The sequence below is a fragment of the Sphingobium phenoxybenzoativorans genome (genome assembly GCF_001757355.1).
GTDB lineage: Bacteria > Pseudomonadota > Alphaproteobacteria > Sphingomonadales > Sphingomonadaceae > Sphingobium > Sphingobium phenoxybenzoativorans.
This window is the reverse complement of sequence record NZ_MINO01000174.1, coordinates 1-1,527: the sequence shown is the minus strand read 5'-3', so window position 1 is coordinate 1,527 and position 1,527 is coordinate 1. Positions and strand designations below refer to the sequence as shown.

General features: G+C 57.8%; 1 protein-coding gene. It reads right to left on the bottom strand.

Features of this window, described 5'->3' with window-relative positions; genetic code table 11:
- Positions 1 to 307: 307 nt before the first annotated feature.
- Positions 308 to 1,459, bottom strand: a complete 1,152-nt coding sequence (locus tag BHQ40_RS24655; RefSeq protein WP_070158304.1) for an IS110 family RNA-guided transposase — start codon at positions 1,457 to 1,459, stop codon at positions 308 to 310.
- Between the last annotated feature and the right edge of the window lie 68 nt (positions 1,460 to 1,527).

Below are 1,527 nucleotides of genomic sequence, written 5' to 3'. Positions count from 1 at the left end.
TTGTATGATCCGGGCCTTGTCAAGATACCATTGAACGGTTCCTTTTGATGATGGGCTGGGGGCCCCCACACGCAATGCTCAAGGATTGGCTTCATTCGTTCCGAGGTCAGCTGATGCACTATCCGTGCATAGACTTGTATCCGGTCGCGGCCGTGCCCGCGCACCATAATCCGTATTCACATCCCCGGATCGAGCAAAGGCGGATGCGGACCAAACTATTACTGGGCGTTTTCAGGCGCCATCAATTTTCCCGGTCACACATCACACCAATCCGCGTCGCCTTAACGAGCCTGTTGCAACATAGGCATCAGGCGGCGCGGAGCTCGGCACCTTGAGGGACCAGACCGGTCTCCACAAAGCGCCAAAGCGCGATTAACAATTTTCGGGCGAGCGCAACGATCCCTACCTTTGCCGCGCGAGCGCCGTTGCCTTTGAACCGGGTGCGATACCACACGGTCAGTTCGCTACTTGGCTGATATTTCAACCAACACCACGCAAGTTCCACCATCTGCACACGTGTGCTTCGGTTACCGGCTTTGCTGATGCCTTGATCACGCGAAACGTCGCCGCTGGCGAAGGGCGCCGGAGCTAACCCAAGGAAGGCCGCGACGTGTCGTCGGCTTTCGAACTTTCGGCAGAAAACCTCTGCGACCAACATTGCCGCGCTGTTCGGGCCAATACCCTTCAGCTGCTCGAGGCGAACCGCTTTATCGCGGCATGGAAAGGTGGACTCTTCATCGAGCACAACTTGGGCGCGGTCCCTCTCGATGTCCTTGATCTGATCGTTGAGCAACGCAAGCCGTCCGAAACAGCGCTCAATCTGTCGACGAAGGTTTGGTGGCAAAGGCCGCCCATCGCCGGTGCGCATGTCGTCGAGTTGGCTCGACCATTCACCGCCCTTGATGGCTTTGACAGATCGTATGCCTTGCAACGCAAGGAGCCCCCTGATCCGAGAGATAATGCGGGTGCGCTCATGCACCAGATCGCCGCGCTCGCGCATTACTCTGCGTGCGTCCTCCTCCTCGGGAGAGGGCACCTCCACGACACGGCACACGCTTTTGTCGCCAGCGAGATAGGCTTTCAGAATCCCGATCATGGCTTCGGCGTCGATCCGGTCAGTTTTTGCGCGCCTGCCTCGCCGCGACACGAGGAAGCTGGCGGGATCTAGCACATATGTATCGATGTCGTTCGACCGCAGTAGCCTTGCGAGCCAGAAGCCATCATATCCAATCTCGAAGCACAGGCGAATGGCGGCAGGTTCGCCGATACGATCAGCGGCCTTGCACTCAAGATTGCGAAGGTGACTGATCAGTGCCGCGCTGTTCCCGGCAGGAATTGTCCGCAGCGAAGGCTTCGCCGCTCCTGGCGAGAGAGAGGCAACAAGCCAGTTGCGCTTGCTGAGCTCAACGCTGACAATGACAGAAGTCTTGGGGCAGTAATCTGACGACGAGTTCTGCATGTAGCGTTCTCCGTGAGGTTTGACGGAACAACGGCATAGCCGATCCGACCTGCATAGGATCTATTATG

Excerpts from the sequence above, each read along its gene's own strand:
- BHQ40_RS24655 (WP_070158304.1), bottom strand. The coding sequence starts at position 1,459 with ATGCAGAACTCGTCGTCAGATTACTGCCCCAAGACTTCTGTCATTGTC.